The 26,380-nt window shown below is 58.2% G+C and carries 27 protein-coding genes; 9 read left to right on the plus strand and 18 right to left on the minus strand.

Annotation, left to right across the window (positions count from 1 at the left end):
- Nucleotides 1-37: 37 nt before the first annotated feature.
- From ACT53S_RS17845 to ACT53S_RS17880, 8 genes are all read right to left on the minus strand, one after another.
- Nucleotides 38-1,378 carry a bifunctional folylpolyglutamate synthase/dihydrofolate synthase gene (locus ACT53S_RS17845; protein ID WP_476067970.1) on the minus strand — a complete coding sequence of 447 codons (1,341 nt, stop codon included), beginning with the start codon at nt 1,376-1,378 and terminating at the stop codon, nt 38-40.
- Between the two features lie 39 nt (nt 1,379-1,417).
- Nucleotides 1,418-2,314 (minus strand): acetyl-CoA carboxylase, carboxyltransferase subunit beta, encoded by an 897-nt coding sequence (gene accD, locus ACT53S_RS17850; protein ID WP_476067971.1) that lies wholly within the window; start codon nt 2,312-2,314, stop codon nt 1,418-1,420.
- A gap of 38 nt (nt 2,315-2,352) precedes the next feature.
- Nucleotides 2,353-3,192, minus strand: a complete 840-nt coding sequence (gene trpA / locus ACT53S_RS17855; protein WP_476067972.1) for a tryptophan synthase subunit alpha — start codon at nt 3,190-3,192, stop codon at nt 2,353-2,355.
- A gap of 2 nt (nt 3,193-3,194) precedes the next feature.
- On the minus strand, nt 3,195-4,415 hold the full coding sequence (trpB, locus tag ACT53S_RS17860; RefSeq protein ID WP_476067973.1) for a tryptophan synthase subunit beta: 1,221 nt from the start codon (nt 4,413-4,415) through the stop codon (nt 3,195-3,197).
- Nucleotides 4,412-5,086 (minus strand): phosphoribosylanthranilate isomerase, encoded by a 675-nt coding sequence (locus tag ACT53S_RS17865; RefSeq protein ID WP_476067974.1) that lies wholly within the window; start codon nt 5,084-5,086, stop codon nt 4,412-4,414. Before ACT53S_RS17865 ends, trpB begins: the two co-directional genes overlap by 4 nt.
- A gap of 74 nt (nt 5,087-5,160) precedes the next feature.
- Nucleotides 5,161-5,919, minus strand: a complete 759-nt coding sequence (locus ACT53S_RS17870) for a M48 family metallopeptidase (RefSeq protein ID WP_476067975.1) — start codon at nt 5,917-5,919, stop codon at nt 5,161-5,163.
- Between the two features lie 93 nt (nt 5,920-6,012).
- Nucleotides 6,013-6,444, minus strand: coding sequence for a DUF2852 domain-containing protein (locus ACT53S_RS17875; protein WP_476067976.1), 432 nt, complete (start codon nt 6,442-6,444; stop codon nt 6,013-6,015).
- Between the two features lie 143 nt (nt 6,445-6,587).
- Nucleotides 6,588-7,871 carry a polyhydroxyalkanoate depolymerase gene (locus tag ACT53S_RS17880; protein WP_476067977.1) on the minus strand — a complete coding sequence of 428 codons (1,284 nt, stop codon included), beginning with the start codon at nt 7,869-7,871 and terminating at the stop codon, nt 6,588-6,590.
- A gap of 277 nt (nt 7,872-8,148) precedes the next feature.
- On the opposite strand from ACT53S_RS17880, the gene ACT53S_RS17885 reads away from it, so the two are divergent.
- Complete coding sequence (locus ACT53S_RS17885; RefSeq protein ID WP_476067978.1) at nt 8,149-8,739, plus strand: nitroreductase family protein; 591 nt, start codon at nt 8,149-8,151, stop codon at nt 8,737-8,739.
- A 119-nt stretch (nt 8,740-8,858) separates the two neighbouring features.
- Here ACT53S_RS17885 and gyrB read toward each other — a convergent pair whose 3' ends face one another.
- The 5 genes from gyrB to ACT53S_RS17910 form a co-directional block, all read right to left on the minus strand.
- The gene (gene gyrB / locus ACT53S_RS17890; protein ID WP_476067979.1) at nt 8,859-11,294 is read right to left on the minus strand and encodes a DNA topoisomerase (ATP-hydrolyzing) subunit B; all 2,436 of its coding nucleotides are present in this window, start codon (nt 11,292-11,294) and stop codon (nt 8,859-8,861) included.
- A 140-nt stretch (nt 11,295-11,434) separates the two neighbouring features.
- A complete protein-coding gene (locus tag ACT53S_RS17895; protein WP_142072701.1) occupies nt 11,435-11,800 on the minus strand; it encodes a helix-turn-helix domain-containing protein in 366 nt (121 codons plus the stop codon).
- Nucleotides 11,797-12,360, minus strand: coding sequence for a Smr/MutS family protein (locus tag ACT53S_RS17900; protein WP_476067980.1), 564 nt, complete (start codon nt 12,358-12,360; stop codon nt 11,797-11,799). Before ACT53S_RS17900 ends, ACT53S_RS17895 begins: the two co-directional genes overlap by 4 nt.
- On the minus strand, nt 12,361-13,476 hold the full coding sequence (mltA, locus tag ACT53S_RS17905) for a murein transglycosylase A (RefSeq protein WP_476067981.1): 1,116 nt from the start codon (nt 13,474-13,476) through the stop codon (nt 12,361-12,363). It abuts the gene before it with no gap.
- Nucleotides 13,473-14,171 (minus strand): Tim44/TimA family putative adaptor protein, encoded by a 699-nt coding sequence (locus ACT53S_RS17910; protein WP_476068270.1) that lies wholly within the window; start codon nt 14,169-14,171, stop codon nt 13,473-13,475. Before ACT53S_RS17910 ends, mltA begins: the two co-directional genes overlap by 4 nt.
- A gap of 148 nt (nt 14,172-14,319) precedes the next feature.
- Here ACT53S_RS17910 and ACT53S_RS17915 point away from each other — a divergent pair, with 148 nt between their 5' ends.
- The gene (locus ACT53S_RS17915; protein WP_476067982.1) at nt 14,320-14,808 is read left to right on the plus strand and encodes an FxsA family protein; all 489 of its coding nucleotides are present in this window, start codon (nt 14,320-14,322) and stop codon (nt 14,806-14,808) included.
- 84 nt (nt 14,809-14,892) lie between these two features.
- Nucleotides 14,893-15,369: a protein-export chaperone SecB gene (secB, locus tag ACT53S_RS17920; RefSeq protein ID WP_113377705.1), complete on the plus strand. Its 477-nt coding sequence runs from the start codon at nt 14,893-14,895 to the stop codon at nt 15,367-15,369.
- Between the two features lie 48 nt (nt 15,370-15,417).
- Here the strand turns inward: secB and dnaQ are convergent, their stop codons facing one another.
- From dnaQ to ACT53S_RS17945, 5 genes are read right to left on the minus strand one after another with little or no spacing between them, the layout of a single operon-like run.
- Nucleotides 15,418-16,119, minus strand: coding sequence for a DNA polymerase III subunit epsilon (dnaQ, locus tag ACT53S_RS17925; protein ID WP_476067983.1), 702 nt, complete (start codon nt 16,117-16,119; stop codon nt 15,418-15,420).
- Nucleotides 16,112-16,726 (minus strand): dephospho-CoA kinase, encoded by a 615-nt coding sequence (coaE, locus tag ACT53S_RS17930; RefSeq protein ID WP_476067984.1) that lies wholly within the window; start codon nt 16,724-16,726, stop codon nt 16,112-16,114. The genes dnaQ and coaE overlap by 8 nt, the downstream gene beginning before the upstream one ends.
- Nucleotides 16,723-17,580, minus strand: coding sequence for a shikimate dehydrogenase (locus ACT53S_RS17935; protein WP_476067985.1), 858 nt, complete (start codon nt 17,578-17,580; stop codon nt 16,723-16,725). Before ACT53S_RS17935 ends, coaE begins: the two co-directional genes overlap by 4 nt.
- Nucleotides 17,573-18,172 (minus strand): Maf-like protein, encoded by a 600-nt coding sequence (locus ACT53S_RS17940; protein ID WP_476067986.1) that lies wholly within the window; start codon nt 18,170-18,172, stop codon nt 17,573-17,575. The genes ACT53S_RS17935 and ACT53S_RS17940 overlap by 8 nt, the downstream gene beginning before the upstream one ends.
- A 32-nt stretch (nt 18,173-18,204) precedes the next feature.
- Nucleotides 18,205-19,026 carry a pyruvate, water dikinase regulatory protein gene (locus ACT53S_RS17945; protein WP_142072717.1) on the minus strand — a complete coding sequence of 274 codons (822 nt, stop codon included), beginning with the start codon at nt 19,024-19,026 and terminating at the stop codon, nt 18,205-18,207.
- A 404-nt stretch (nt 19,027-19,430) separates the two neighbouring features.
- Between ACT53S_RS17945 and hemE the strand changes: the two genes are divergently transcribed.
- The 6 genes from hemE (at nt 19,431) to rsmG (ending at nt 26,365) form a co-directional block, all read left to right on the plus strand.
- Entirely contained in the window at nt 19,431-20,459 is a 1,029-nt protein-coding gene (gene hemE, locus ACT53S_RS17950) for a uroporphyrinogen decarboxylase (RefSeq protein ID WP_476067987.1), read from the plus strand.
- Nucleotides 20,452-21,000 carry a protoporphyrinogen oxidase HemJ gene (hemJ, locus tag ACT53S_RS17955; RefSeq protein WP_476067988.1) on the plus strand — a complete coding sequence of 183 codons (549 nt, stop codon included), beginning with the start codon at nt 20,452-20,454 and terminating at the stop codon, nt 20,998-21,000. Before hemE ends, hemJ begins: the two co-directional genes overlap by 8 nt.
- 192 nt (nt 21,001-21,192) lie before the next feature.
- Nucleotides 21,193-22,458, plus strand: a complete 1,266-nt coding sequence (rho, locus tag ACT53S_RS17960) for a transcription termination factor Rho (RefSeq protein WP_110791477.1) — start codon at nt 21,193-21,195, stop codon at nt 22,456-22,458.
- Between the two features lie 53 nt (nt 22,459-22,511).
- The gene (gene mnmE / locus ACT53S_RS17965; RefSeq protein ID WP_476067989.1) at nt 22,512-23,843 is read left to right on the plus strand and encodes a tRNA uridine-5-carboxymethylaminomethyl(34) synthesis GTPase MnmE; all 1,332 of its coding nucleotides are present in this window, start codon (nt 22,512-22,514) and stop codon (nt 23,841-23,843) included.
- 30 nt (nt 23,844-23,873) lie between these two features.
- Nucleotides 23,874-25,742: a tRNA uridine-5-carboxymethylaminomethyl(34) synthesis enzyme MnmG gene (mnmG, locus tag ACT53S_RS17970; RefSeq protein WP_476067990.1), complete on the plus strand. Its 1,869-nt coding sequence runs from the start codon at nt 23,874-23,876 to the stop codon at nt 25,740-25,742.
- A complete protein-coding gene (rsmG, locus tag ACT53S_RS17975) occupies nt 25,739-26,365 on the plus strand; it encodes a 16S rRNA (guanine(527)-N(7))-methyltransferase RsmG (protein WP_476067991.1) in 627 nt (208 codons plus the stop codon). The genes mnmG and rsmG overlap by 4 nt, the downstream gene beginning before the upstream one ends.
- Nucleotides 26,366-26,380 lie beyond the last annotated feature (15 nt).

The raw sequence follows: 26,380 nt of genomic DNA on the forward strand, positions 1-26,380 counted from the left end.
GTGAAGACAAAAAAGCCCGGTTTTGCCCGGGCTTTTTTCATGTGGGAATGGAGCCGTTTTCGGCCAAGACATTGCCTGCCAGATACAATGAGCCGCCGATCATGATGCGCGGCGGGATCGAATCGGCACTGCGGGCACATATGGCATCCAGTGCCTGAGCCACAGAACTCATCGGCAGGGCTTTAAGTCCGGCTTCTGCCGCGGACTGCGCCAGAGCAACAGGATCGAGGCCAACATCGGAGCCCTGGATCGGCACCGTATAGACATCGTGGGCAATGTCGATGAAGGCGCGGAAGTAGCCGATCGGGTCCTTGGTGTTGATCATGCCGACGATCAGATGCAACGGACGCGCCTGTTTTTCTTCCATGGCGGCCATGGCTTCGGCGATCACCTCGCCTGCTCCGGGATTGTGTCCGCCATCCAGCCAGATCTCCGCCCCTACAGGTGCGTGGTCAACGAGCGCACCGTCCGTCAGGCGCTGCAAACGTCCCGGCCACTCGACCGACAGCATCGCTTTTTCCGCAATCTGATCCGTCACGGCGAAACCTGCCGCCTTTACCGCACGAATGGCCGTTGCCGCATTTCCGATCTGGTGTCTGCCGGGAAGGCGGGGAAGTGGCAGATCCATCAAGCCGAATTCGTCCTGATAGACGAGGCGACCGAACTCTTCATAGCCGAGAAAATCCTGACTGAAGACCGTGAGCGGGCAGCCGAGGCGCTCGGCAGTGCTGATCAGAACATCCTTTGCACCGTCGAACTCCTGGTGACCGATGACCACCGGGACACCGCGCTTCATGATCCCGGCCTTTTCCGCTGCGATCAGTTCGACGCGATCACCGAGATAGGCCTGGTGATCAAGGGAGATCGGCTGGATGATCGATACGGCCGGCTTATCGATGACATTGGTCGCATCGAAGCGCCCGCCGAGCCCCACCTCGATCACCGCGACATCGGCGGGCTGTTCGGAGAACAGAATGAAGGTCACGGCCGTCAGAATCTCGAAGACGGTGATCGGTTTGCCCTCATTGGCATCGGCGACGCGCCGCAAGGCATCGGCGAAGAGTGCGTCATCGACAAACTTGCCGGGACCGCCCTTCACTCCCAAGCGATAGCGCTCGTGCCAGCGTACGAGATGCGGCGACGTATGCACGTGGACCGAAAGGCCCTGTGCTTCCAGAAGGGCCCGGCAGAAGGCCGTCGCCGACCCCTTGCCATTGGTGCCGGCCACATGAATTGCGGGCGGCAGCTTTGTTTGCGGATTGCCCAGCACGTCGAGCAGACGGCGGATACGGTCGAGCGAGAGATCGTATCCCTTGGGGTGCAACCCCAGGAGCTTTTCGATCTCTGCATCGGCCAGGCTGACGATGGGGGCTGTCATCACGTTTGTCCCGCTGCCGCGGCCTCGACGCTATTAAATTCAGGCCGATGCCTTGGTGGCCGGCACCGCGACTGCGGTGTCATTGGCTGGACGCTTGGTCATGATTTTTAGGACGCGCGCCAGCGTGTCCGGGATATCGTGACGCTTGACGACCATGTCGACCATGCCGTGTTCCAAGAGGTATTCCGAGGTCTGGAAGCCTTCGGGAAGCTTTTCGCGGATCGTCTGCTCGATAACGCGCTTGCCGGCAAAGCAGATCTCGGCACCGGGTTCTGCAATGTGGAGATCGCCCAGCATGGCGTAGGAGGCCGTGACGCCGCCCGTGGTCGGGTTGGTGAGGACCACGATATAGGGTTGGCCAGCTTCCTTCAGCATGTCGACGGCAACCGTCGTGCGCGGCAGCTGCATGAGGGAAAGAATACCCTCCTGCATGCGGGCGCCGCCCGAAGCCGGGAACATGACCAACGGGCACTTTTCCTTAATGGCGCGTTCGAATGCCTTCACGATCGCTTCGCCGGCGGCGATGCCGAGCGAGCCACCCATGAAGTTGAATTCGTGGACGACGGCGACGAGCTTCAGGCCCTGTACCATGCCGACGCCGGCGACGATCGTGTCTTCCTGGTCGGTCTTCAGACGGCTGTCCTTGAGACGATCCGTGTATTTCTTGGAATCTCGGAACTTCAGCGGATCCTGCGCGACCTTCGGCTGCGGCAGGGCCTCGTATTGGCCACCGTCAAAGAGGTCGGTCAGGCGGGCCTTGGCCGGCATCTTCATGTGGTAGCCCGAAGCCGGGATCACCCACTTGTTCTCTTCCAGGTCCTTGTGGAAGACCATCTCGCCCGTTTCCGGGCACTTGATCCAGAGGTTTTCCGGAACTTCGCGGCGACCCAGCATGGAATTGATGCGCGGGCGCACATAGTTGGTGATCCAGTTCACGCGGCTTACTCCTGATGTTTAAAGCCCATATGGGGTGCTTATTCGGCAGCAGCAAGGCGGGCGGAACGCACGCCGCTTGCCAGTCCGCGCACCAGCGTGGCGACGGCCTGAACCGTATCCGCCGTCGCTTTTCCATCGGCTGTGAGGTTGGTGGCAACCTGATTGACGATCGCCGTGCCGACCACGACACCATCGGCATTGGCACCGATGAGGCGCGCATGCTCGGCGGTCTTGACGCCGAAGCCGACACAGATCGGCAGGTCCGTATGCGCCTTGATGCGCTGGACGGCGCCGGCAACACGCGAAGGATCGGGCAGCGACGAACCGGTGATGCCGTTCATCGAGACATAGTAGACGAAGCCAGAGGTGTTCTTGAGAACCGTCGGCAGACGCTTGTCGTCGGTGGTCGGGGTCGCCAGACGGATGAAGTTGATATCGCGGCTTCGGGCCGGGATGCAGAGTTCGTCATCCATTTCAGGCGGCAGATCGACGACGATCAGGCCGTCGATGCCGGCTGCGAGTGCATCATCGAGAAAGCGTTCGACGCCATAGACGTAGATCGGGTTGTAATAGCCCATCATGACGATCGGCGTCTCATTGTCGGTCTTGCGGAATTCGCGGGCCAGATCGAGCGTACGCACGAGGGTCTGGCCGGCCTTCAAAGCCCGCTGACCGGCAAGCTGGATCGCCGGGCCGTCGGCCATTGGATCCGAGAAGGGCATGCCGAGTTCGATGACGTCGGCGCCGGCATCCGGCAGGGCCTTCATGATCGCAAGCGACGTGTCGTAGTCCGGATCGCCACCCATGAAATAGGTGACGAGAGCCGGGCGGCCTTCTGCCTTCAAGGCAGCGAAACGTTGGTCCATACGCGCAGTCATGATCAGAGCCCCATACCGAGAATCTTGCCGACAGTGAAGATGTCCTTGTCGCCGCGGCCGCAGAGGTTCATCACGATGATCTGGTCCTTGTCCATGCCAGGCGCGCGCTTGATGACTTCGGCGAGCGCGTGGCTCGGCTCGAGCGCCGGGATGATGCCTTCGGTGCGTGTCAGGAGTTGGAACGCGGCAAGCGCTTCGTCGTCCTTGATCGGGACATATTCGACGCGGCCCATATCCTTGAGCCAGGAGTGCTCCGGACCGATGCCGGGATAATCGAGACCGGCGGAGATCGAGTGACCTTCCTTGATCTGGCCGTCGCCATCCTGCAGCAGATAGGTGCGATTGCCATGCAGGACGCCCGGCGTGCCCGCGGTCAGCGAAGCGCAATGCTCCTCGCCTTCGAGGCCCTTGCCACCGGCTTCGACGCCGACGATGCGCACGCTCTCGTCATCCAGGAAGGGATGGAAGAGACCGATCGCGTTCGAACCGCCGCCGACGGCGGCAACCAGCATGTCCGGCAGGCGGCCTTCGGCAGCGAGCATCTGCTCGCGGGTCTCGCGGCCGATGACAGACTGGAATTCGCGGACCATTTCCGGATAGGGGTGCGGGCCGGCAGCGGTGCCGATCATGTAATAGGTGTCGTCAACATTGGTGACCCAGTCACGCAGCGCTTCGTTCATGGCATCCTTCAGCGTGCCATGGCCGGCGGTGACCGGCTTCACTTCGGCACCGAGAAGCTTCATGCGGAAAACGTTCGGCGCCTGGCGCTCGACGTCGGTTGCGCCCATATAGACGACGCAGGGAATGCCGAAGCGGGCCGCAACCGTGGCCGAGGCGACGCCGTGCTGGCCCGCACCCGTTTCTGCGATGATGCGGGTCTTGCCCATGCGCTTGGCCAGCAGGATCTGGCCGAGGCAGTTGTTGATCTTGTGCGAACCGGTGTGGTTGAGCTCGTCGCGCTTGAAGTAGATCTTCGCGCCACCGAGTTCTTCCGTCAGGCGTTCGGCGAAATAAAGCGGGCTCGGACGACCGGTGTAATGGGTGTTGAGATGCGCCAGCTCCGCCTGGAATTCCGGATCCGTCTTTGCCTTTTTCCACTCCGCCTGCAGGTCGAGGATCAGCGGCATCAGCGTTTCGGCAACGAAGCGGCCACCGAAGATGCCGAAACGGCCGTCTTCGTCGGGACCTTCACGGAAGGAATTGGGCTTGGGTGACTGGTTCACTTGACACTCCCTGAAACCGGCTGTGCACGACTTGCCTCGGCAACGGCCGCAAAAAACTCGTCCATCATCTGCAGATCCTTGACGCCCGGGGCGGACTCCACGCCGGACGAGATATCGATCGCCCGCGCCCCGGTCTCTCGCAGGGCTTCTGCGATGTTGGCCTTGTTGAGACCTCCGGAAAGCATGTAATCGACGCTGTCGTCAAGCGACCGCAGGAGACGCCAATCGAAGGTGACGCCGTTGCCACCGGGAAGATCGGATCCCGCAGGCGGCTTTGCGTCGAAGAGAAAACGATCGGCAATCCCGATATAGGGCTCGATCCGCCTCAGGTCATCGGCATCGCGGATGGAAAATGCCTTCATGATCGGGAGACCGGTCACGGCCTTGACCGTCAGCAGGCGTTCCGGGCTTTCGTGGCCATGGAACTGCAGGATATCCGGACGCATCAAGGCGATGATCTCGTCGAGATCGTCATTGTCGGCATCGACCGTCACCGCCACGCTTTTCACCCGGCCGCGAACGCGATCGGCCAGCGTACCTGCAATGTCGGGCTCGATGTTGCGCGGGCTCTTCTCAAAGAAGATAAAGCCGATATGGCTCGCGCCGCGGTCAGCCGCACGATCGACCGCCTCCGGCGTCTTCAGTCCGCATATCTTGATATCGGGTCTCATGGCAGCGAAGTCGCACGAAAACAAAAAAGAGTCGAGCCAATTTGCGACAAAGGCTGAAAGGTCTCAGGGTTCCCTCAGTCGAAGTCGATGGCATGCAGGGCCGAGCCGTGCCGCTTCAGCCAAGCCTTGGCCTCATCCATATCAGGGCAGAGCTTGCGGCAGAGTGCCCAGAAGGCCGGACCATGGTTCATCTCGCGCAGATGCGCGACTTCATGGGCCGCGAGATAGTCGATGACGAGCGGCGGGGCCATGACGATGCGCCAGGAAAAGCTGAGCTTGCCGTCCCAGGAACAGGATCCCCAGCGGCTGCGCGTGTCCTTCAGGGTCATGCTCTTGACCGGCTTCCCAACCGTCTTTGAATGAAGCGCCACAAGTTGCTCCAGATCGCGGCGCGCTTCCTTTTTCAGAAAGTCGGCGACACGCCTCGGCAGGTGATCCTCAAGACCGCTGACGCTCAGGACGTGGCCGATCTCGCTATCGATCGATTGGGTCAATCCGCGCAGCTGTCCCGTATGAACGATGCGATGCGGAATGCCCCGGACGAGAATCTCACCGCCATCCTCGATGCTTCCTGCGCTCTTCTGGCGCTTGAGCTTGGTGCTGAGCCAGCCCTGGTGCCGGTCGAGGAAGTCGTCGATATCGCGTTCGCGCAGTCCCGGTGGAATGGTCATTTTCAGCGCGCGTCCGCCGGGCTCGATCCTGAGGGTGATGCGTGTCGCGCGGCTGTTCTTGCGGATGGTGAGCGGGATGAACCTGCCGTCAACGGCGATCGCCCGCTCCAGCTGGATCGCCGGTGCTCTCTGCGGTGTCAGCTTTTTCAGCAGGGGGAACATGATTCGTGTTCTAGCCGATTCTGGGTCTTGTACAGCAACAAAAAAGGTCGGCGCGATGGCGCCGACCTCGTCTTTTCAGACCTATGTGCCGGATCAGTTGCCGGTGAAACCCTGGGTCGGACCGGACTGGTCCGCGGTCTTCACCTGCTGGCGATCGCGCATGAAGCGATCGAACTCTTCCTGGTCCTTGGCCCGACGCAGTTCGCGGGCATAAGTGTCGAATTCGGCGCGCATCTCGTCCAGACGGCGACGCTCTTCGTCGAGACGCTCGAGTTCGGCTTTACGCCAATCATCGAAGGCGACATTGCCGGTCGACGCGGAGGCACTGTAGGTGTTGGTGCGGCACCAGGCAAAGGCAGTGTCCGCCTTGCGGTTGGCTTCCCGCTTGAAACTCTGGAATTTCTCGCCGAACAGAATGTAGGCAAGCATGGCCAGACCGAGCGGCCAGAAGACCACGAAGCCCAGCACCATCAGGGCGACGGTTGCCGGAGTCCAATCCGGCCGAAGCAGTGCTGACTGGTTCATCATCGATAACCTCGTTCACGCGAAGGACGGAATGCCCTCCGATGGTTTCGATGTGGGAAATGACAGCCTGCCCTTCAAGAAAGAAGCGGACCCAATCGGAGAACCGACTGAATCCGCTTCTTAAATTCGAAATGACGAAAATGTCAGAGGGACTTGCCACCCTTGATGACGCGCTTGACCGGCGTTGTGGCCTTGGCCTTCTTGCCATGGGTCTGGGCGAACTGGATGATCCGCGGCGCGATTTCGCGACGGAAGCGCGAGCCGTTGAAGACCCCGTAGTGACCGACATCGGGCTGCATGTAATGCAGGCGCATATGGTCGGGGATGTTCGTGCAGATGGTCTGCGCGGCCTTCGTCTGACCGACGCCGGAGATGTCGTCGTTTTCGCCTTCGACGGTCAGCAGCGCCACGTTGCGGATGGCCGTCGTGTCGACCGGCTTCGTGCGGTGCATCATTTCACCCTTGGGCAGGGAGTGCTTGATGAAGACGGTGTCGACGGTCTGCAGATAGAACTCCGCCGTCAGGTCCATGACGGCCAGGTATTCGTCGTAGAAATCACGATGCTTTTCAGCCGAGTCCCCGTCATTCTTGACGAGGTGCATGTAGAAGTCCTTGTGGGCGATCATGTGCCGGTCGAGGTTCATCGACATGAAGCCCGAGAGCTGCAGGAAGCCCGGATAGACCTGGCGCATGAAACCGGGCTGCGGCCACGGCACCTGCATGATGACGTTGTCACGGAACCATTCCAGCGGCTTGTCCTGGGCCAACTGGTTGACCGCGGTCGGGTTGATGCGGGTGTCGATCGGTCCGCCCATCAGTGTCATCGAGGAGGGCGCACAGCTGTCCTGGTCCCCTTCCATTACCGCAACAGCGGCCAGAACCGGAACCGAGGGCTGACAGACCGCGACTACATGGGTATCCGGACCCAGGTGATGAAGGATGTCGATGACGTAGTCGATGTAATCATCGAGGTCGAAATCGCCCTCGGTGACCGGCACCATGCGGGCATCGATCCAGTCGGTGATGTACACGTCGGCGCTTTGGATCAGCGCTTCGACCGTTCCACGCAGGAGCGTGGCATAGTGTCCGGACATCGGCGCGACGATCAGGATTCTTGGTCCCTTATCCGCCCCTGCCGGCAGGTGACGGTTGAAATGGATCAAGTCGCAGAAGGGTTTGCGCCAGACGATTTCTTCTTCGACCGACACGCTTTCGCCGGCCACCGTCGTCGTCGGAAGGCCGAAGGCGGGCTTGCCGTAGCGGCGTGTGACGCGTTCAAACACTTCAAATCCCGCGGAGAACGACCGCCCGAGTGCCGTATGCGACCAGGGATTCAGGGGGTTGCGCCAGGCAAGGTTCATCGCATCGGCGGTGGCCCGAAACGGGGCCATGAAAGCATGATTGAGTTCGTAGAGCTGATAGAACATGGGTTCTGTACCTTTGTCCCGGACCGGCTGAGATCCGCGTTCATTCGCTACACTAACAGACTTTGTGCAATGCAAAAGCCCGGATTTTCCGTCGTTTTGCGATGCACCCAAATCCTTCGACACCAGATGATGCGCCAAGAGGCTTAAGGTTCCCTTCCCGTCGGAAGCAGGATCAAGACCACAGTGTTCAACGGAATTTGCTGAACGTGGCCTTTCCGAGCCTTGCGAATTGATGTTTGTTCCCTCGGTCATCCCAAGACACGAGTGAAGGAACAACATGACCTCGAGCAATCACCGCACATCCGAATACAATGTCGACCCGATCTTCCTCGATCGCTGGTCTCCCCGCGCGTTCGACGGAAGTACCATGCCGAAGGACGATCTACTGACGATCCTCGACGCCGCTCATTGGGCGCCGTCCGCGTTCAATTATCAGCCTTGGCGTTTCGTTTATGCGCTCAAGGGAACTGCCCAGTTCGACAAGTTTCTCGACATCCTCATCGAGTTCAACCAGGGTTGGGCGAAGAACGCCTCTGCTCTCGTCTTTATCTTTTCGGACACGCTGAGCCGCCCGGCCGATGGTTCGGAGCCGAAGTCCTATCGCAGCCACAGCTTCGACGCAGGTGCCGCCTGGGGTCTCCTCTCGCTGCAGGCGATCAAGTCCGGCTACTTCGCCCATGCCATGACCGGCTTCAGCTTCGATCGCGCCCTGGCGGAGCTGGGTGCACCGGAAGGTTTCCACATCAATGCGGTTGTTGCGATTGGCAAACCTGGCGACAAAGACGCCCTGCCCGAGAGTCTGCGCTCGCGCGAAACGCCGAACGATCGCAAGCCGCTGGCCGAGGTCGCATTCGAAGGCCATTTCTGAGTAATCCCGGTAATGGTTTCACGTGAATTACGTTAACCATGACCGGACTTGAATCGGCTCTTAAAGAAATGGCCGCGTCTTGTGACGCGGCCATTGTCATTTTCAGCTTCTCAATTGCCTCAAATATCGAGGTTCGCCACGTTCAGCGCGTTCTCCTGGATAAAGTCGCGGCGCGGTTCGACTTCGTCTCCCATGAGGCGAGAGAACAATCCATCGGCATCGGTCGCATCGTTGACCTTCACCTGAAGCAGCGAACGAACATTGGGATCGAGCGTGGTTTCCCACAACTGTTCCGCGTTCATTTCGCCCAGACCTTTATAACGCTGCATGGACAGCCCCTTGCGGCCGGTCGCGAAGATCGAGTCGAGCAAAGCACGGGGACCCGACATTTCCGTTCGGCCCTCTTTGCGCATCAGCACCGGCGGAGCAGCATAGATATCGCGCAGGCGGGAAGACATCTGGTCCATATGACGGGCGTCGGCCGATCCGATCAGGGCGACATCGACAGCGGCGACTTCCTTGACGCCGCGCACCATGCGTTCGAAGCGCAAGCCGCCTTCGTCTGTCACGAAACCCTGCCAGCCGCGTTCGGTCTCTTCGGCGATCATGTCCAGGCGACGGGCCACTTCGGCTGCCGTTGCTTCTGCCTGCTGGCGGTTACCGGTCAGTTCCGGATTCAGCGCACCGGCAATCGCGGCCTGCTCGATGACGTTGCGATTGTAACGCGAATGCAGGCCATCAATCAGAGAGCGGATGCGAAGCGCATCCTGAATCACATCCCTCAGATCCTGCCCTGCCCTCACCTCACCATTCGAAAGCGTCAACGTCGCTTCTTCGAGGCCCATGGTAATCAGGTAGTCTTCGAGCGCCTTTTCGTCCTTCAGATACTGAACCGACTTGCCCCGGGCGACCTTATAAAGCGGCGGCTGGGCGATATAGAGATGGCCACGCTCGATGAGCGCCGGCATCTGACGGAAGAAGAAGGTCAAGAGAAGTGTACGGATATGGGCGCCGTCGACGTCGGCATCCGTCATGATGATGATCTTGTGGTAGCGCAGCTTGTCCGCGTTGAATTCGTCCTTGCCGATCGAGGTGCCGAGCGCCGTAATCAGCGTGCCGATTTCCTGGCTGGACAGCATCTTGTCGAAGCGTGCCCGCTCGACATTCAGGATCTTACCGCGCAGCGGAAGGATTGCCTGGCTTTCACGCGACCGGCCCTGCTTGGCCGAACCACCTGCGGAGTCACCCTCGACGAGGAAAAGTTCGGATTTCGCCGGATCACGTTCTGAGCAGTCTGCGAGCTTGCCCGGCAAAGACGCGATGTCGAGGGCCCCCTTGCGGCGGGTCAGTTCGCGCGCCTTGCGGGCGGCTTCACGAGCAACTGCGGCCTCCACGACCTTGCCGACAAGGATCTTTGCTTCTGTGGGGTGTTCTTCAAACCAGGTGCTGAGCGCCTCATTGACCAGGTTCTCGACCACGGGACGCACCTCGGACGAAACCAGCTTGTCCTTGGTTTGCGACGAAAACTTCGGATCGGGAACCTTGACCGAGAGCACAGCCGTCAGGCCTTCACGGCAGTCTTCCCCTTGCAGGGAGACCTTTTCCTTCTTGGTGATGCCGGAGGAATCGGCATAGGACGTGACCTGACGCGTCAGAGCGCCACGAAAGCCGGCCATGTGCGTGCCGCCATCGCGCTGCGGGATGTTGTTGGTGAAGCACAGCACGTTTTCGTGGTAGCTGTCGTTCCACCACATCGCGACTTCGACGGTGATGCCGTCCTTCTCGCCCTTGATGGCAACGGGCTTTTCAACGAGGGGCTTTTTCGAGCGATCGAGGTAACGGACAAAGGCTTCCAGGCCGCCGTCGTAGAGCATCTCTTCCTGGCGGATGTCAGATTTGCGCTTGTCGGTCAGGAGAATGCGCACGCCGGAATTCAAGAAGGCGAGCTCGCGCAGGCGGTGCTCAAGCGTCGCGTAATCGAATTCGGTCTTGGTAAAGGTTTCGCTGCTCGGGAGGAAGGTGACCTCGGTACCCGAACGGCCTTCATAATCACCGATCACCTTCAACGGGCCATCTGCCACGCCATGGGTGAAGCTGATTTCGTGCAGCTTGTTGTTGCGGCGGATCTTGAGATTGAGCTTGACCGAAAGCGCGTTAACAACGGAAACGCCGACGCCGTGTAGACCGCCAGAGACCTTGTAGGAGTTCTGGTCGAACTTACCGCCAGCATGCAGCTGGGTCATGATGACCTCGGCTGCGGAAACGCCTTCGCCGGAATGGATGTCGGTCGGGATGCCGCGGCCGTTATCCGTCACGGTGACGGAGCCGTCTGCGTTCAGGGTCACCGTGACGATATCCGCATGGCCGGCAAGAGCCTCGTCGATTGCATTGTCGACGACCTCATAGACCATATGATGCAGGCCCGAGCCGTCATCCGTGTCGCCGATATACATGCCGGGGCGCTTTCGAACGGCGTCGAGCCCTTTCAGCACCTTGATCGAATCCGCGCCATATTCGGCCGGTCCGCCATTTTCCTCGATCGGCAAGTCGGTCATCAGCAATCTTTCCAGTCATTTCTCAAAGGTTCCGCTGAACCGAATCAGCGGCTTCAAGCGCCTCGACTATAGGGGTTTTAGCAGGAGTTCCAAAGGCGAGAGCGTCGTTTCCCGTGGATAGCGCGGGGAATCGGACCCGTTCACGGCCGTTTTTTGGCACCATCAACAATATCCTGCAGATTTCTTAGCATGTCTGGCGGCAGGTGGCGAATCACTCGGGCAAGATCGTTGGCAAAGGCGGTGTATTCTGGAGGCATGCCTGATGTATCGACGACTACGCGCGGGTGCGAAACGGATGCGACCGTGAAGAGTTCTTCCGCTTCATCCCAGATGATGTTGAAGTACCCGGCCACTCGTTGGAGGAAGTCGAAATTGGGAACCCCGCGCTTGCCGTGCTCCAGAGCCGAGAGATAGGCGGGAGATACGCCGATTGCAGAGGCCATTTCCTTCTGCGACACGCCCTTGCGCTTGCGCAGCTCTCTAACCGCGCGGCCGAACGGCGTCATCGCCGGCCCTGCCCCTGGCGCGACAGACGCACATACATGGCGCCTTCACCACCATGCTGGCGCGCAGCAGGTTCGTAGGACGATATCAGGAAGCGGAACTCCGGCAACGCGAACCACAGAGGCACCGCACGCTTCAATGCGCCGTCGCTGCCAAGCGAACTGCCCTTGCCGGTGATCACCAGAACGTGGCGAAGGCCGCGCTCGTGCGCACGGATCAGGAAGTCGAGCAGCATGCCATGAGCTTCACTCTGAATGAGCCCATGCAGGTCGATGCGGGCCTCGAGCGCCAAATGACCTCGCGACAGCTTCCGCTTCACTGGTTTTTCCAGCGGATGGTGGTGACGAACAGAGGTGTTTTTGTTGGAGCCAGAAGACTGCACATCTTCATTCTGACCGACCGACGCACGCGACAGCGGCGCCGGTTGCTCTTCGGGCATCGGCTCCAGTTCCCGCTCAAAGGCGACAAGATCCTCCATCCGACCGGGCATGGGTCGCGTCGAGCGCGCCACCTTGGCCCACAGAATTCGATCCTCCGGATTGAGCTTGGTCCCGCCCGTCACTCAGACAAACCTCTCCGCCGCCTGCTTCGGAACCAGCATATAGAAGTCTGCGGCGTTGCGCACGGCTCCAGCCATCTCACCGGCTTCAAAGCCCGATCCCGTGAAGATATCGCCTCTTGCCGGACCGATAATGGCCGAGCCGGTGTCGAGTGCCAGCATGAGCCGGCTGAAGTTGTGGCCCGCGTCCAGTCGCGTGAGGCCCGGCGCGTGGACGAAGAAAGGAAAGCCGAATGTGTGGATGTTGCGGTCGACGGCCAGCGAACGACCCGCAATCAGCGGCACTTTGGCCGCCGCGATGGGTCCCCGAGACAAATCGGCAACCTCCGCGGCCCGGAAGAAAATATAGGAGCGATTGTGCCAAAGGATCTCGTCGACACGCTCCGGGTGATCTGCAAGCCAGGCACGGATCGACTGCATGGAAATATCCTGCTCTGCGATCTCTCCGAGCTCGATGAGGCGTCGCCCAATGCCAGAGAACGGGTGACCGGCCTTGGCCGCATAGGTGATGCGGGCGATGCGCCCATCCGGATATCGCAGACGCGCGGCACCCTGCACATGGACGAAGAAGACGTCGACGCGGGATTTGGCCCAGGCGAGTTCCAGTCCACGATTTTCGAGGTAACCACGATCGATCGCCTCGCGGTCCGGATAGAGTGTCAACCCCTCTGCATCTTTCAGCGCGAAAGCATAACTCGGATCCATTCCAGTCGGTCGGTTTGCATCTGTGACATCGACGAGATCATCGGGACGGGCGTAGAAGGGATATCGATAAACTTCATCCTGCTGCGCACTAACCTCAATCTCGGGTTCGTAAAAGGCAGTCACCAGACCCGATCCCTCTTTCGGGCTTATATGAAACACCCTGCAATTGGCTTCGAAAAACCCGCGAGCTTCAGATGGACTTTTCGGAACAAACCGGCCCGCAGCCTCGAGCAGCGGGATAAGGTCGGCGGCGGACAAACCGAGCGCGCCACTGCGATATGGCTTGGAGTTTTGCAGATGTTTCAGGCAATCCGCCATTGCCGGCCACACAGGCGACGGATCGTCCCGCCCCCAGCCGGGAAGCTCCTCGAAGCCGACCGCCTTCAATCGGTATCCTTCCGGCGCGGCGCTCATTGTTCGGCTTCGGTCGCGATCAACTTCCAGTTCGGATCCCGTGAGCGCACGTCACGAGCAAATGTCCAGACGTCGTTGACGTCGGCCACGGCCTCGGCATCGCCATCAATCAAGGCACCGGCCTTGTCATAGGTGGCAGTGATCAGCTGACTGAGGATCCGGACCGTGACCTGCTCTTCGTTGTCCTTTGCCGAGGCTTGGGTAATTTCGGCTTTTTCGATCCCCACAAAAGTCGACTTCATCGTCTCGCCGCGCCCTTCACGGTCCGCGATGGCGCTTTCGAAGCCTTCAAACACCTCGCGCGAGAGGAGGCCCTTCAACGTTTTCCTGTCGCCGTCTGCATAAGCCAGAACGATCATCTCGTAGGCGATCTTTGCACCATTCAGGAATTCCTTGGGTGAGAAGCTTGCGTCATGGCGCAACAATTCCCGAAGCTGATCGTTCAACGGCGTTCCCACTGGAGCATAGGCGTCAACAGCAGAGAAGCGGTCTTCAGGATTTCCTTCGTCACGTCGCTGCAATGTCACGACCTTGCCGTCATCGGCGCCCTGCGGTTTGGCGGCTTCACGCTGGGCCAAGGTCTCGAACGGCGATTTTTCGTTTCCTGTCCGGCGGCCGAGAACGCTGCGCAGCTGAATAAAGATCAGCACTGCGGCGACCAGGAAGAACAAAGTGACAAAATCGCTAGATCCCATGAATACCGCCAGGCTTGATTGAATTCGCTTTTTCGAACTCCCATATAGTCTTGCGCGCCCCATGATTCAAATGGCGTGACGCATTCTTTGCAGCGAGTGTGCGCCAACTCATGCGGAATAACGATCACGATGGCGTTTGGAGTTCGCAATGCGCCTTCCGTTGGTGCTTTTCATCCTCGCACCACTTCTGGAAATCGCCAGCCTGATCCTGGTCGGGCAGGCCATCGGCGTTCTGTCGACCCTGGGCCTCGTGATCTTCTCGGCGGCACTCGGCCTGTTCCTGCTCAAACGACAAGGCCGAGGGATCCTGCAGCGCTTGCAGGAAGAAACCCGTCGTGGGGTGGATCCGGGCCGGGAGCTGGTACATGCGGCACTTTTGGTGGTTGCCGCCTTCCTCTTGATCGTGCCTGGTATTGTCGGCGACATCATCGGCCTTCTCTTGTTCATCCCGAAATTGCGGGATTGGTTCTGGCGGATGCTTAAACCGAGGATCGTGGTGACAGGGCAGTTCCGAACGCCCAATGGTGGAGGCAGCGGGTTCGGAGAAGAGACGGTAGTAGACCTTGACGAGGGCGAATTCTCCCGGGAACCTCGCGCCGACAGTCCTTGGAACGGGCCCAGAATCAGCCGCGACTGACACGCTACCGGGCTGATGCGAGGGTTGTAAGGACAGGGTTCAAATGTTAGATGGCCATAGCAATTCAATTCAAGGACATGGCCTATGGCTGACAACATTCAGGGAAATGCTTCTCCTTCCCTCAACATTCTCGCCCAGTATATCAAAGACTTTTCGTTCGAGAATCCGGGTGCGCCGCGTTCGCTTCAGGCCCGTGACAAGGCTCCGGCCATCAATATCAACGTGAATGTCAACGCCAACCCGCTGTCTGATACCGATTTCGACGTGGTTCTGTCGCTTAACGCAGAAGCCAAGGATGGCGACAAGGTCGTGTTCGTCACCGAACTGATCTATGGTGGCGTTTTCCGGATCTCCGGCTTTCCGCAGGAGCACATGCTGCCGGTGCTGTTCATCGAATGCCCCCGCTTGCTGTTTCCCTTCGCGCGCCAGATCATCGCGGACGCTACCCGCAATGGCGGCTTCCCTCCGCTGATGATCGACCCGATCGATTTTACCCAGATGTTTGCGCAGCGCGTTGCCGAAGAACAGTCTCGCGCCCAGGCACAGTCGGCACCCAACTGAGCCGACCAACATCCGAGACGTCAAAAAAGGGCCCAAGTGGGCCCTTTTTCAATTGGCGTATTTCGACCAGATCGCTTTTGATCCGAGGCCAGCCACGAGCTTGGCGTGTCCCTCCACTTCCTCTGGCGACAGGCGGTTGGCGAGCGGTCGCGGTCGATCGTAGGAAATATCGAGAACCTCGGTGACCTCCACGACCTCGCTACGTCGGGTATCAACCGAGGTCAGGCCGAGTGCCGCCTGACGCCCGCCCAGCATTTCGATGTAAACTTCTGCCAGCAATTCCGAGTCCAGCAAAGCGCCGTGCTTGGTGCGGTGGGAGTTGTCGATGCCGTAACGACGGCATAGCGCATCGAGCGAGTTGGGACCCATGGGATGTTTGCGTCGCGCAAGTGAAAGCGTGTCGATCACCAGGTCAGGTGAAACAGGCGGAAGACCAAGCCTTTCAAATTCTGCGTTGATAAAACCCATGTCGAAGTTTGCGTTGTGAGCAACCCATTTTGCGCCATCGAAAAACTCCTGCAGCTCGGACACTATGTCCGCGAAACTCGGCTTGTCCTGCAGGAATGCGTCGGTGATGCCGTGCACGGCCAGAGCATCCGGATGAACTTTGCGGTCCCCCGGATTGATGTAGACGTGGAAGGTACGCCCCGTCGGGAAATGGTTGAGAAGTTCGACGCCGCCAATTTCGATGACGCGATCAAACTTGTTTTCCAGACCAGTGGTTTCCGTATCGAAAACGATCTCACGCATTGTCGGTCTTTCCCGCTTCAAAATTACGAGCGCGCAGTGTTGCAAGAATGGACCTGACCTGTCTTCTGGCATCGTCGATGCCGCGACCGGTGTCCACGATGAAATCGGCCCTCGCGCGTTTCTCAGCGTCGGGGGTTTGGCGCGAAAGGATCAGCTCCAGTTTGTCCGGCGTCATTCCGGGGCGGGCCAGAACCCGGCGGCGCTGAATGTCTGGTGCACAACTTGCAACCACGATCTCGTCCACTCTGTTTTCTGCACCCGTTTCGAAGAGCAGAGGAATGTCGAAAAGCACAATCGGCTGTCCAGCACCCCTTTGTTCATTGAGAAACGCCCGTTCGCGCTTTTGGACAAGGGGATGGACGATTGCTTCCAGACGGCTGAAATTAGCCGGATTCTTTGCCAGATTCTCAGATAGCTTGGTGCGGTCGACCTGCCCCTCGACAACGGTTCCAGGAAAGGCCGCTCCGATGGCTTCCACCGCCTCACCGCGATAAAGCTCATGAACGGTACGATCCGCATCGTGAACTGGAACACCTTCAGCCGCAAACAATTCCGCGGTCGTGGTCTTTCCCATGCCGATGGAACCGGTCAGCCCTACGACGATCATCTGACTTCCTCGATATCTTCAAGGATGACACGGCGAAGCTCCGCAGTGACGTCGGGTCGTTTGCCGAACCATTTCTCGAAGCCAGGCACCGCCTGATGGAGGAGCATTCCGAGACCATCTACAGTCGCCAGACCCGCTCGTTCAGCTTTTTCCAGGAAAGGCGTCTTCAAGGGTACATAGACGATATCTGTGACGAGGGAGCCAGAGGGCATCCTTTCGAAGGGAAGATCTGGTGCTTCGCTGCCGTCCATTCCGAGTGACGTTGTGTTTACGAAGAGGCCAGCGTCTCGCATCAACTCGGGTAAGGCCGCCATTGGATGAGCACTGAGCCTCGGTCCGAAGCGGTCAACGAGCTCTTGTGCCCTTTCCACTGTTCGGTTGACCACACGGATTTCCCGCAGGCCTCGGTCACGTAGGGATTGCAAGATGGCGCGACTGGCTCCGCCCGCACCGAGGACTACTGCAACTTCCGTTCGATCCCACCCCGGCTTCTCCGAATCGAGATTGCTGACGAAACCGATACCGTCGGTGTTTGTGCCATGGACTTCTCCGTCATAAACCCAGAGGGTATTGGCGGCGCCGAGTTCTTCGGCCAAGGGCTCGATACGATCCGCCAAGCGACATGCGACTTCCTTGTGTGGGATCGTGATGTTTCCACCGACATAGCCGGAAACACCCTTCTTGAGATCGGTGATGAAAGCGGGAAAATCCTCTGGGCTGATTGCGAGCTTCTCGTAGGAACCCCGCAAGCCCAATCGTTCCAGCCAGAAACCGTGGATCAACGGTGACCGCGAATGTTTGATCGGGTAGCCGGCGACGAATGCCCTTGGATGTGTTTCACGTGAATCATGCATGGTTAATACCGAGTTTACGCAGCTCTTCGAGGAGCGGCAGCAGGGGCAATCCGAGAATGGTGAAATAGTCACCGTCGATGGCTTCGAAGAGCTGAATCCCCTCGCCTTCCAGCTGATAGCAGCCAACGCTTCCCAGAACCTTTTCTCCGTTGCGATCTAGGTAGGAGTCCAAGAACTGGTCGCTGAATGGACGCATGCGCATGGCTGCCACAGAAACGTGGCTCCACATCACCTCGCTGTCACGAACCAGACAGACGGCACTGTTCAGATGGTGGGACTTGCCCCTAAGCCTCGACAGCGTGGCCTTAGCCGCCATCTTATCCGCTGCCTTGTGAAAAAGGTTCGAGCCCAAAGACATCGTCTGATCACAGCCAATGACCGTCGCGCCGGGATGCCGCGCCGAAACTGAACGCGCCTTTGCCATTGCAAGATGCATCGCAACCGCTGACGGCGAGCGATCTTCCTCCGGCATGCCTTGCTCAAGCAGCCGCTCATCGACATCTGCCGCTTCGGCTTCAAAGGTCAGCCCGGCATTGGCAAGCAGATTTTTCCGGGTACTGCTGGCTGATGCCAGTATCAGGGAATGTGTCATCCTTACCTTTCCCACTCGTCCACCCTCGGCGCTTAACGCAGCTTTGGTCGCAGAGCAACGATGGCTGCGGCCGTCTCTTCGATCGAACGGCGTGTCACATCAATGACCGGCCAATTGTTTCGCGCGCACAGGGCCCTGGCATATTTGAGCTCCTCTGTAATGGAGGCACGATCCACATAGTCACTCCGGTCGTAGCCGGGCGTGTTTCCGAGCACCCTGTTTTCCCGCACCTGTGATATCCGGTCCGACGTGGCGATCAAACCGACCACGAGAGGTCGAGTGGCCGTCAGAAGGCTTTCCGGCAAGGGAACACCGGGAACGACCGGCAGATTTGCAGTCTTGATGCCGCGATTTGCTAGGTAGATGGAGGTCGGTGTCTTGGATGTCCTGCTGATACCGATAATGACAACGTCGGCCTGATCGTAGTCCTCCTGCGCCTGGCCATCGTCATGGTCCATCGTGAAATTCAGCGCCTCGATCCGAGCGAAGTAATCCGCATTGAGGACGTGCTGCGCGCCCACCCTCCCCCGAGACGGCGCACCAAGATACGACTGGAATGTCTCGATGATCGGCGCCAGCACATTGACGCAGGGCAGGCCGAGTTCATGACAGCCGGTCTCGACGAGTGCCGCGAGCTGATGATCCACGATCGTGTACAGCACGATGCCGGGTTCCCGGTCGATCGCTTCAATAAGGGCCTTCACCTGTTTGCGGCTGCGGATCAGCGGATAAACATGCTCGATGGCATTCGAGCTGCGGAACTGCGCGGCAGCCGCGCGGCCAGCGGAGATGAGCGTTTCCCCGGTCGAGTCAGAAATCAGGTGGAGATGGAAGAAGTTTTTCCTGTTCTCCACGCTCTTCTCCTCGGCCTGTTGATAGTTCGGGATAAACACAGGTAGCGGCGAGGCCGGGGTCAGGACAAGCGGAAAACTGCCTCTTTATCCACAAAGCGAAAAGGGGAAGGGTCGTTATAAGCGGATCTGTGGATTGTGGTGAAAGCGCGCAGTTATGAAATTTCTTAGACAGGTTCTGCAGGTTGCCGATAAGATTTGGACTCAGACCAAGCCATTGTTACCATTGACATAAATTTGGTTTTCCCCGCAGTTCACAGGATCGTGGTTCCATCTTTCGACCATGTTGAGCGGCCAGGCCTTGAGGCTCGAATTTCTGTGCACGGCCTTTAATCCTTGATAGTCACCGACTCTTAGAAATAGAAGAAGATTCAATATCTCTTTTCTTTATTGAAGGGGCGTGTGCCTTGAGCCAGAACCGCAAAGTCCTCGACGTGCTTGACGGCAAAACAGTCACTCCTCCGCCAATCTGGCTGATGAGACAGGCGGGGCGGTATCTGCCCGAGTATCGGGAAACTCGGCAACAGGCCGGAAGTTTCCTGGATCTGTGCTATAACCCGGAACTGGCGGCAGAGGTCACGCTACAGCCGATACGGCGCTACGGCTTTGATGCCGCAATCCTGTTCTCCGACATTCTGGTGATTCCGGACGCCTTGCATCGCAATGTGCGTTTTACGGAGGGGCATGGGCCGCAGATGGATCCTATCGATGAGGATGGGATATCAAAGCTCAACACGGAGAATGTTGATCGGCATCTTCAACCGGTTATCGAGACCGTGCGCCGTTTGCGCCGCGACCTTCCCGCAGAGACGACATTGCTTGGTTTTTGCGGTGCGCCCTGGACTGTGGCGACTTACATGATTGCCGGTCATGGGACCCCCGATCAGGCCCCTGCCCGCTTGTTCGCCTACCGACATCCTGAAGCTTTTGGGCGTCTTCTCGATTTCCTGGCTGATGTCTCCGCTGATTACCTGGTCGCACAGATTGATGCCGGCGCCGACGCGGTTCAGATTTTCGATTCCTGGGCTGGGGTGCTCGGGGAAGCCGAATTCGAGAAGTTTGCCATTGCTCCGGTTAGGAGAATGATCCAATCGGTGAAGCATCGGAGACCGTCAACCAAGGTGATCGCGTTCGCCAAGGGTGCTGGAATTCTTCTCAAAAACTATCGTCAGGCAACCGGTGCGGATGCCATCGGCCTCGACTGGTCGGTCCCCTTAAGCTTCGCTGCCGAACTGCAGAAAGATGGGCCCGTTCAGGGGAATCTCGATCCAATGCGTGTCGTGGCTGGCGGCTCTGCTCTGTCTGAAGGGATCGACGCAGTGCTTCAGGCTCTGGGTCAGGGCCCGCTGATCTTCAACCTCGGTCATGGGATTACTCCGCAGGCAGATCCGAACCATGTGACCGATCTCGTCAACCAGGTGAGACGCTTTGGCTGAACCACAGGTTAAACAGATAGATCAGAAGTCCGGACAGGGTGCTGCAAGGCGTGCGGCGCTGGCATTGATCTTCTTTGCTATCATCGGTCTTGGGGTGATGGTGGCGGGTCCGGATACGGCCTATCCATGGATCAAAGCGCTGCATGTGATTGCGATCATCTCCTGGATGGCTGGCATGCTGTATCTGCCTCGGCTGTTCATCTATCACAGCGATTCAGTGCCAGGGTCAGAGCAGGCGCGTACCTTTTCAGTCATGGAGCATCGACTGGTGACGGTCATCATGACGCCTGCGATGGTCGTGTCATGGGTGTTGGGGCTCTATCTTGCCTGGTCTGTTTTCGGCTTCCAGGGTGGATGGCTCCACGCGAAGCTTGCGGCGGTCGTGGCCCTCTCGGGCGTACATGGCTATTTCGCGAGGTCGGCCAAGCTGTTTGGCCAAGGCCGCTATGTCAGGACCCCGCGTTTTTGGCGTATGATGAATGAGGGTCCGACTTTGTTGATGATTGTGATTGTCGTGCTCGCAATCGTCAAACCCTTCTAGCGAATCGACGTCTACGCATTATTTTCGAGACATTCGGCTTTTCGCTTGCGGTCAAATGCGTGAATCGCTATTTTCGCGCCACTTCTCCTTTATGGCTTGCGTAACATTCAGTCATTTGCGGCCCTCGCATTCGTACCGAATTCCACCAGCTCGCCGCTCTCCTCAAAATTCCAGAATGACGTGGTCCTCTTCATGGCTGAAATGAAGCTACAAGAACTCAAGAGCAAATCTCCGACCGATCTCCTGACTTTTGCTGAATCGCTCGAAGTCGAAAATGCCAGCACGATGCGCAAGCAGGAGCTGATGTTCGCGATCTTGAAGATGCTCGCAAGCCAGGACGTTGAGATCATCGGCGAAGGGGTTGTAGAGGTTCTCCAAGATGGATTCGGGTTCCTGCGGTCGGCCAACGCAAATTACCTCCCCGGTCCTGATGATATCTACATTTCGCCTTCGCAGATCCGTCGTTTTTCGCTCAAGACCGGAGATACGGTTGAGGGTCCGATCCGCGGGCCGAAGGAAGGCGAGCGTTATTTTGCGCTGCTCAAGGTCAACACCATCAATTTCGAGGATCCCGAAAAGATCCGGCACAAGGTTCACTTCGACAACCTGACACCGCTTTATCCGAATGAACGGTTCAAGATGGAACTGGACGTTCCCACGTCAAAGGATCTTTCGGCCCGGGTGATCGATCTGGTGGCGCCTCTCGGAAAGGGGCAGCGCGGTTTGATCGTTGCTCCTCCGCGTACCGGTAAGACGGTCCTTCTTCAAAACATCGCCCATTCGATCACTGCCAACCATCCGGAATGCTATCTGATCGTTCTCTTGATCGATGAACGGCCGGAAGAAGTTACGGACATGCAACGCTCGGTGAAGGGCGAAGTCGTGTCTTCGACATTCGACGAGCCGGCCGTTCGCCACGTTCAAGTCGCGGAGATGGTCATCGAGAAGGCCAAGCGCTTGGTCGAGCACGGACGCGATGTGGTCATCCTGCTCGATTCGATCACCCGCCTCGGCCGCGCATACAACACCGTTGTCCCCTCCTCGGGTAAGGTCTTGACCGGCGGTGTGGATGCCAACGCCCTTCAGCGTCCCAAGCGTTTCTTCGGCGCCGCGCGTAACATCGAAGAAGGCGGCTCGCTGACCATCATTGCGACGGCTCTGATCGATACGGGCAGCCGCATGGACGAGGTCATTTTCGAAGAGTTCAAGGGTACGGGTAACTCCGAAATCGTGCTTGATCGCAAGGTGGCCGACAAGCGCATCTTCCCGTCGATGGATATTCTCAAGTCCGGCACGCGCAAGGAAGACCTCCTTGTTCCTCGTCAGGACCTGCAGAAGATATTCGTGCTGCGTCGTATTCTCGCTCCGATGGGCACCACTGACGCGATCGAATTCCTGATCGACAAGCTCAAACAGACGAAGAATAACGGTGACTTCTTCGATTCGATGAACACCTAAGTACGGGTGGCCCGCCTGGCGGTCCCCGCGCATGATCGACGAGGAGCGGTGTCTTGGCGGCTTTGTCGGATACGATCTATGCCCTGTCCTCTGGCGGGCTTCCCTCTGGTGTTGCCGTCGTTCGATTGAGCGGACGTCGTGCGATCGAGGTCCTCGAAACCCTCTGCGAAGGCCAACTGCCGCCGACGCGTGTCGCAGGGCTTAGAACACTCCGCTTGGCCGACGGCAGTTTTCTTGACGAAGCACTCGTGCTGATCTTTCGTGGGCCGAATTCTTTCACGGGCGAGGATTGCGCCGAGATCCATCTTCACGGAAGCCGGGCGGTCGTGGCCGCCACGCTTGGTTACTTAGCCGGATTCTCGACCGTTCGGATGGCCGAAGCTGGTGAGTTCTCTCGACGCGCATTCCAGAACGGGAAGCTCGATCTCGTCGAAGTCGAAGGCCTTTCCGATCTACTTGCCGCTGACACGGAAATGCAGCGGCGTCTCGCGGTTGAACAGTCGAGCGGTCACTTTTCATCTGTCTATGAGGGTTGGAGGGAGAAGCTCATCTTCGCGAGGGCGATGATAGAAGCTGAACTCGATTTCAGCGATGAGGGAGATATCCCGGGTTCGATCTCGGATCAGATATGGACGGACGTTTCCGGTTTGATCCGAGAAATGGAAGCGGTAGCCAATAGCCAGAAGTCGGGTGAGATCATTCGAGATGGCTTCAAGGTTGCGCTGGCTGGCCGTCCGAATGCCGGGAAATCGAGCTTGATGAATGCCCTGGTGCAGCGGGATGTGGCCATTGTCACTGATGTCGCTGGCACGACCAGGGACATTATCCGCTGTGAGCTCGATCTCGATGGCTACAAAGTCAATCTCTTCGATACGGCGGGATTGCGGGACACGGAAGAAATTGTTGAAAGAGAAGGCATTCGACGGGCTCATGAAGCTATCGCAGATGCGGATCTTGTCCTTCATCTTGTGGACCTGACTGACCTCGAGGCTGTTGAGGAAATCAGCGGGGTCTCCGTTTGGCGCGTGGGTACGAAAACGGACCTCTCTCCAGTAACTTCTGACTTCAACGCTAGCAATTTTGATGCTCTGGTTTCAGCTGTTACCGGAAGCGGACTTGTGGACCTTCGGGAGGCTTTGACTGCGGAGGTCAGGAGGCGGACCGCTGTGTCGAGCGTTGCGGTTCCCAGCCGTTTACGGCAGACGCAGAATATTGTATCAGCAGCGTCTTATCTCCGCGCTGCGCTTGAGCATAGGCACAAGCCATTGGAACTGCGTGCGGAGGATCTTCGCCTCGCTTCGGATGAACTCTATCGGCTGACTGGTCGTATCGATACCGAAATGCTTTTGGGCAAGATCTTCTCTGAGTTCTGTGTGGGGAAGTGATTCACGTGAAACAAATGCGCGAGGCCACTCATGGCAGCAAGTGAGTTCGACGTTATCGTCGTTGGCGGTGGACATGCCGGAACCGAGGCAGCCGCGGCTGCCGCGCGGATGGGAGCTTCGACCGCGCTCGTGACGCATAAACAGCACACGATCGGAATGATGTCATGCAATCCTGCGATTGGCGGTCTGGGCAAGGGCCACTTGGTGCGCGAAATCGATGCGCTTGATGGGATTATGGGGCGTGCTGCCGATCTCGGTGGAATTCAGTTCCGCATGTTGAATCGGAAGAAGGGTCCGGCTGTCTGGGGGCCAAGAACTCAGGCTGACCGCAAGCTCTACCGCAGTGCGGTCCAGGAATTGCTCTCAGAATATGAAAATCTGGCGATCCAAGAAGGTGCGGTCGAAAAATTTCTTCGAGTCGGTTCCGAAATAAAAGGGGTTGTGCTCTCCTCCGGGCAGGTTCTGCGTTCCAAAGCTGTTGTGCTGACAACAGGCACCTTTCTTCGAGGGCTCATTCACATTGGTGACAAGCGTTATTCCGCTGGACGGATGGGGGACGCACCCAGCCTTGGACTAAGCGACGACTTGGCAGCCCTGGATCTCAAACTCGGGCGGCTGAAAACCGGAACCCCAGCCCGGCTGGACAGGGCAACAATTGCTTGGGAACAGTTGGAAATGCAGGAGGCGGATGAAAACCCCATTCCTTTCTCCTTTCTGACCGACCGTATCTCCGTGCCGCAGATTGCTTGTGGTATCACCCGAACGACCGCCGAAACACATCGGGTGATCCGGGAGAACATTCATCGCTCGGCCATGTATTCCGGTCAAATCGAGGGTGTTGGACCCCGCTATTGTCCCTCAATCGAGGACAAAATTAATCGCTTCGGTGATCGCGACGGCCACCAGATTTTCCTGGAGCCAGAAGGATTGGACGATGACGCCGTCTATCCGAACGGAATTTCAACATCGTTGCCGGAAGACGTGCAAGATGCGTTGATTCATTCTATCCCCGGATTGGAAGAGGCACGCATCCTCCAATATGGCTACGCCATTGAATATGATTATGTCGACCCAACCCAATTGGATCTCTCGCTTGCGGTAAAGAAGGCTGACGGCCTGTTTCTCGCCGGCCAGATCAATGGAACGACGGGATATGAAGAAGCCGGAGCGCAAGGCGTCGTAGCTGGTATCAATGCAGCCCGTTATGCCGCCGGACACGAAGCGGTTCAGTTCCATAGGACGGATTCTTACATCGGCGTGATGATTGATGACCTGACAACGCGTGGCGTGACCGAGCCATATCGAATGTTTACATCCCGAGCCGAGTATCGCTTGTCTCTCCGGGCGGACAACGCCGATATGCGGCTGACACGCAAAGGTATTGAGATCGGCTGTGTGAGGGCGGAACGCGCGGAGCGATTTTCCCGGTATGCAGAGCAAGTTAGTGCCCTATCACAGCAGATACAGTTGCTTACCGCATCTCCAAAAGAGATGGAGAGTCGAGGTATTTCAGTAAATCAGGATGGGCGGCGACGGACAGCTGCCGAGGTATTGTCTTATCCGGACCGGACTTGGGACGACGTTGCCCGCATATGGCCCGAGCTTGCTGCGGTCGAACCGCGCATTGCGGAGGCGGTTTCCATTGACGCCCTTTATGCAGTCTACCTGGACAGGCAGATCGCAGACATCGCCAGCGTCCGGTCGGAAGAGGCGAGATCAATTCCTGCTGATTTCGACTATGACGGCTTGTCCGGTTTGTCCAATGAGCTGAAACTGAAACTCGGCCGCCACCGGCCGCAGAATGTCGCACAGGCGGCGCGCATCGAAGGAATGACGCCAGCGGCCGTTGCCTTATTGATTACCCTGCTCCGCAGAACGAACGAACGGCTTGCATCTTGACCAGATGGACATACGAAGAACTGAATGTTTCACGTGAAACGCGAAAAAGACTGGATGATTTTGCCGACTTATTTCTGAAGTGGGCCGCAAAAATCAATCTCGTTGCGCCCTCGACGAAAGATGCCTTGTGGAGTCGACATATCCAGGACTCGTTGCAACTCCGTAACATAATTTCTTCTCCATCCCGATGGATAGATCTGGGCAGTGGCGGTGGCTTTCCGGGTGTCGTGACCGCGATTCTCTTGGCGGAAGCGGGAGGAGGATGGGTCGATCTCGTTGAGAGCAACAACAAGAAGTGTGCGTTTCTCCGAATGGCCCTGCTCCAGACAAACGCGCGTGGTGCGGTGCACCCTCTTCGGATCGAGGACGCGCACAAGACGCTTCCGGCACCGGACGTCATATCTGCGCGTGCTCTTGCAGATCTCGACCGTTTGATGGACTTCAGCTATCCATGGGCCGTCCAGAACGCCACTATGAAGATGCTTTTCCATAAAGGACGGGATTATCAAACAGAGATCGATAAAGCGCGTGGTCGTTGGGCCTTCGATCTGGTAATACACGAGAGCGTCGTTGAGGCAGATTCCGTAATCCTGGAGATCGCCTCGCTGGAGCGTAGGGCCTAACAATTCAGGTGCCAG

Source organism: Allorhizobium sp. DMC15 (assembly GCF_056314065.1).

Coding starts and splice junctions, on each gene's coding strand:
- ACT53S_RS17845 (WP_476067970.1), bottom strand. CDS start 1,378: ATGACAGCCCCCATCGTCAGCCTGGCCGATGCAGAGATCGAAAAGCTC.
- trpA (WP_476067972.1), bottom strand. CDS start 3,192: ATGACTGCGCGTATGGACCAACGTTTCGCTGCCTTGAAGGCAGAAGGC.
- ACT53S_RS17865 (WP_476067974.1), bottom strand. CDS start 5,086: ATGAGACCCGATATCAAGATATGCGGACTGAAGACGCCGGAGGCGGTC.
- ACT53S_RS17870 (WP_476067975.1), bottom strand. CDS start 5,919: ATGTTCCCCCTGCTGAAAAAGCTGACACCGCAGAGAGCACCGGCGATC.
- ACT53S_RS17875 (WP_476067976.1), bottom strand. CDS start 6,444: ATGAACCAGTCAGCACTGCTTCGGCCGGATTGGACTCCGGCAACCGTC.
- ACT53S_RS17880 (WP_476067977.1), bottom strand. CDS start 7,871: ATGTTCTATCAGCTCTACGAACTCAATCATGCTTTCATGGCCCCGTTT.
- ACT53S_RS17885 (WP_476067978.1), top strand. CDS start 8,149: ATGACCTCGAGCAATCACCGCACATCCGAATACAATGTCGACCCGATC.
- gyrB (WP_476067979.1), bottom strand. CDS start 11,294: ATGACCGACTTGCCGATCGAGGAAAATGGCGGACCGGCCGAATATGGC.
- ACT53S_RS17895 (WP_142072701.1), bottom strand. CDS start 11,800: ATGACGCCGTTCGGCCGCGCGGTTAGAGAGCTGCGCAAGCGCAAGGGC.
- mltA (WP_476067981.1), bottom strand. CDS start 13,476: ATGAGCGCCGCGCCGGAAGGATACCGATTGAAGGCGGTCGGCTTCGAG.
- ACT53S_RS17910 (WP_476068270.1), bottom strand. CDS start 14,171: ATGGGATCTAGCGATTTTGTCACTTTGTTCTTCCTGGTCGCCGCAGTG.
- ACT53S_RS17915 (WP_476067982.1), top strand. CDS start 14,320: ATGCGCCTTCCGTTGGTGCTTTTCATCCTCGCACCACTTCTGGAAATC.
- secB (WP_113377705.1), top strand. CDS start 14,893: ATGGCTGACAACATTCAGGGAAATGCTTCTCCTTCCCTCAACATTCTC.
- dnaQ (WP_476067983.1), bottom strand. CDS start 16,119: ATGCGTGAGATCGTTTTCGATACGGAAACCACTGGTCTGGAAAACAAG.
- coaE (WP_476067984.1), bottom strand. CDS start 16,726: ATGATCGTCGTAGGGCTGACCGGTTCCATCGGCATGGGAAAGACCACG.
- ACT53S_RS17935 (WP_476067985.1), bottom strand. CDS start 17,580: ATGCATGATTCACGTGAAACACATCCAAGGGCATTCGTCGCCGGCTAC.
- ACT53S_RS17940 (WP_476067986.1), bottom strand. CDS start 18,172: ATGACACATTCCCTGATACTGGCATCAGCCAGCAGTACCCGGAAAAAT.
- rho (WP_110791477.1), top strand. CDS start 21,193: ATGGCTGAAATGAAGCTACAAGAACTCAAGAGCAAATCTCCGACCGAT.
- mnmG (WP_476067990.1), top strand. CDS start 23,874: ATGGCAGCAAGTGAGTTCGACGTTATCGTCGTTGGCGGTGGACATGCC.